Raw genomic sequence first — 3,724 nt, 5'->3', positions numbered from 1 at the left:
ATTGAGCTCGGTCCCGGGGATCCTCTAGAGTCCCCGCGAGACGCTGCGCGGTGCTCGCAAGGCTCAGCAGGTCGAAGCCCTGGTCGATCGCGACGTACTGCTTCGCCGTGTCGATGAGCGAGCGCATCGCCCCGAAGTCGGTGAAGGTCTGGGCGCTCTTCAGCTTGACGGCGAGGGAGATCATGAACGCCTGCTGCCGGCGCGTGCGGTCGAGGTCGGTGAGATCGACGTTCTCGTACTGCGTGTCGCGACGCTGCCGCACGAACGCCATCGCCTGCGCGGCATCGATCTGTTGCATCCCCGCGGCGAAGTTCGCGCCCGAGAACGTGTCGGCCGTCGCCTGGTTCAGGCACACCGTGATCGGCTGCACCGCCTGTGCGACGCGATAGAACGCGGCCATCGTCACTTCGACGAAGTGGTCGATGCGCACGCCGCCGAGAAACGACGAGACGGTCTGGATCTGCGCCTGCCGCGCGGCGTCGCGGGCTCGCTGATACGCCGTCGCATCGTCGGTGCCGTTGCCGGTCAGCTCGTCGTACGTGGCCTGGAACGTGCGGCCGTAGTCCTCCTTGATCTTGCCCTTCGTGACTCCGTCGGGCGCGTTCGCGTAGTCGACGTAGTCGTCCCTCGGGATCGAGATGCCGACCGCCTTGCCGCCGTTGGCGGGGATGTGGATGAACATCAGCACGTTCGTGTTGTAGCCGCCGACGCTCTCATCCTCCGCGTGGATCGCGTCGTAGATCTCCTGCGGGAAGGGCTTGCCGTCCTGATCGACGCGACTGTCCAGTCCCATCACCAGGATGTTGACCTCTCCCGTGTTCTGCGCGACGCCCGGGCTGGCCGACGGCATCGCGATGTCGGAGCGGTGGATGCCGTTGAGGTCGGAGGCCACGACGGCCACCACCGCGATGATCGCGGCGACCAGGACGGCGAGTATTCCGACCGTGAGACGGCGGCGCCGGATGTGCACGCGGCGTGAGACGGGACGAGACGTTCGAGACACCGACAGATCGTGTCAGAGGCAACCTATCGCCCCGGTGTGAGAGGCCTGGGAGGATCATCCTCCCGAAGGATGCCGATGCATCCGCGGCACGATGTGGAGCCCACCCCGCGGTTCGTAGCGTCGAAGCATGGCCAGCTCGCTCTTCGCTCGTCCCTCCTCCACCGCCGGCGCCGTGGTCCTCTCGGTGCTGGGCAGCATGCTCGCCATCGTCGTCATCGCGATCGGTCTGCTCGTCGTCCCTCTCGCCGCGGCGCTCGTGTTCGGCCCCGCCCTGCTGGAGCGGCTGTGAGCCTTCCCGCAGGCGTCGCGTCCTCGATGCGACGCCTGCGGGCCGCTACGGTGAAGGGATGACGGAGACCGTCCCCGCCGCCTCCCCCGCGCCCGCCGACCCCGCGGGTCGTGCACACGCTCTCATCCGCATCGTGCGCCACCTGCCGGCGACACTGTTCACCGTCGGGGCGATCCTCGTCGTCGGCATCCTCTCGCAGGGCCTGTGGTCGCCCTTCGACGAGAGCGCAGGCATGGACACGTGGGCGTACGGCCTGCCGGCGCTGGAGGCCGGACGGTGGTGGACTCCCCTCACCGGAACCTTCTTCGTCGCCGAGCCGTGGCTGTTCGTGCCGACCCTGCTCGGCTTCGTCGGGATGGGCCTGCTCGAATACGCCCGCGGCACCCGCGTCGCACTCGCGTACTTCTGGATCGGGCAGGTCGTGGCAGTCCTGGCGACCTCACTGCTCCTGGCCGTGCTGAGCGTCTTCTCCGGCTGGGAATGGGTGCAGGACACCGCGACCACCCTCGACGTGGGCGCCAGCGGCGGTACCTTCGCCTGTATCGCCGCCGTGATCGGCCTGCTGGCCTCGCCGTGGCGTCTGCGGGCGTGGCTCGTTCTCATCGCGGTTGTCATCGTCGGGGTCCTGGTCCTGGGGACCGTGGCCGACCTCTCCCACCTCATCGCCGTGCTCGTCGTGCTCGTGTTCGACCGCACCCTGCGACCGCGTCGCGCCACCATCCGCGAGCAGCGACTGATCGCCTTCCTCGGCATGCTCGCCTTCGTCGGCATCGAAGTGATCCTGACGCTGATCCCCACCTACGGCCCGTTCGGGACGACCGACCCGCTCTCCAGCGACTGGACGACGACGGCCATCGATGTCGTCGTGGTGCTCGTGATCGCCCAGGGACTGCGGCGCGCGCGGCGCTGGGCGTGGATCTGCGCTCTCGTGCTGCTGGCGTTGAACATCCTCGCCGCGGCGCTGCTCGCGGTCATCGTCACGCTGGACGTGCGTCTCGACCTCGGGGTGCCGATCGACGGCGAGACGGCGATCGAGATCGGCAGCGGCTTCATCGCCCTCGTGCTTCTGGTCTATCTGATCGTGGTGCGCGGCGCCTTCTCCGGTGCGCGGCGCAGCGAGCTCGGGACGCCCGACGCTCAACCGGACTCCCGGGAGGTGGCCGACCTGATCCGCGCCCACGGCGGTGGCACGCTGTCGTGGATGACGACGTGGGACGGCAACAGCTACCTGCGCACGAGCACCGGCATCGTCGCCTACCAGATCCGTGCGGGGGCGGCGATCGCTCTGGCCGATCCCCTGGGTCCCGAGGAGGGTCGGGCGGCGTCGGTGGCCGAGTTCATCGCGGCAGCCGAGGAGGCGGCGCTCATCCCCTGCTTCTTCAGCGCCGGGGCGGCCACGCAGGCGGCCGTGCCGGGCGGGTGGCGCGCACTCGTCGTCGCCGACGACACCATCGTCGATCTACCCGGGCTCGCGTACACCGGCAAGCGGTGGAACTCGGTGCGCACGACCCTCAACCGCGCCGGACGCGAGGAGATGACCTTCCGCTTGACGCATCTGCGCGACGAGTCGTGGGGTGTGCGTACACAGCTGCAGGCGATCTCGAACCAGTGGGTCGGCGAGAAGCAACTGCCCGAGATGCGCTTCACGCTCGGAACGCTCGCCGAAGCGGACGACCCCGAGGTGCGCATCGCGCTCGCCCTCGACGCACGGGGCGACGTGCACGGCTTCTTGTCGTGGATGCCGGTGTACGGCGAGGGCGTCGTGCGCGGATGGACCCTCGACCTGATGCGTCGCCGCGAGCACGGGTTCGGGCCGGTGATGGAGTACCTCATCGGCAGCTCGGCCGTCGCCTTCCGCGACGAGGGTGCCGAGTTCATGTCGCTGTCCGGCGCGCCGCTCACCCACGAGTACCCGCCCGAGGCCCAGGGGCTCGCGGCGCTGAGCACGCGCCTGTCCGATGCGCTCGAGCCGGTGTACGGGTTCCAGTCGCTGCACCGCTTCAAGCAGAAGTTCCACCCGCGCTACGAGACCATGTCGCTGCTGTTCCGCGACGAGGCCGACCTGCCGCGGATCGGCGCCGGACTCACGCGTGCGTTCCTGCCCTCCGCGACGACGCGGCAGTTCGCGAGCGCGGGGCTGGAGTTGCTGCGCGGCGAGCGCTGAGCGTCGACGGATGCCGCGGCGCGCTCAGTCGTGACCGACGAGCTTGAGTCCGACGACGCACCCGACGAGGCCGAGGATGAGCAGCAGCCGCACGAGCGAGAACTGTTCGTCGCCGGTGATCATGGCGTAGGCGACGGTGAGCGAGGCCCCGATACCGACCCACACGGCGTACGCGGTGCCGGTGGAGATGTCGCGCATGGCCCACGCCAGACCGCCCATGCTGGCGGTCAGCGAGGACTCTAGAGGATCCCCGGGACCGAGCTCGATC

The 3,724-nt window shown here is 69.3% G+C and carries 4 protein-coding genes; 2 read left to right on the top strand and 2 right to left on the bottom strand.

The features are described from left to right. On the bottom strand, positions 1 to 1,003 hold a 1,003-nt coding region (locus I5I_RS06855; protein WP_036318010.1), incomplete at its 3' end, for an LCP family protein. Positions 1,004 to 1,130: 127 nt separating this feature from the next. Between I5I_RS06855 and I5I_RS17110 the strand changes: the two genes are divergently transcribed. Both I5I_RS17110 and I5I_RS06850 read left to right on the top strand, forming a co-directional pair. Beyond that, a complete protein-coding gene (locus tag I5I_RS17110; protein ID WP_187289923.1) occupies positions 1,131 to 1,292 on the top strand; it encodes a hypothetical protein in 162 nt (53 codons plus the stop codon). 58 nt (positions 1,293 to 1,350) lie between these two features. Beyond that, positions 1,351 to 3,456 (top strand): bifunctional lysylphosphatidylglycerol flippase/synthetase MprF, encoded by a 2,106-nt coding sequence (locus I5I_RS06850; RefSeq protein ID WP_036318005.1) that lies wholly within the window; start codon positions 1,351 to 1,353, stop codon positions 3,454 to 3,456. A 24-nt stretch (positions 3,457 to 3,480) separates the two neighbouring features. Here the strand turns inward: I5I_RS06850 and I5I_RS06845 are convergent. After that, a partial coding sequence (locus tag I5I_RS06845; RefSeq protein ID WP_051039520.1) for a DMT family transporter occupies positions 3,481 to 3,724 on the bottom strand: 244 nt, incomplete at its 5' end.

It is taken from the genome of Microbacterium sp. B24 (genome assembly GCF_000333415.1).
GTDB lineage: Bacteria > Actinomycetota > Actinomycetes > Actinomycetales > Microbacteriaceae > Microbacterium.
This window is presented reverse-complemented; position numbering and strand designations above follow the sequence as displayed.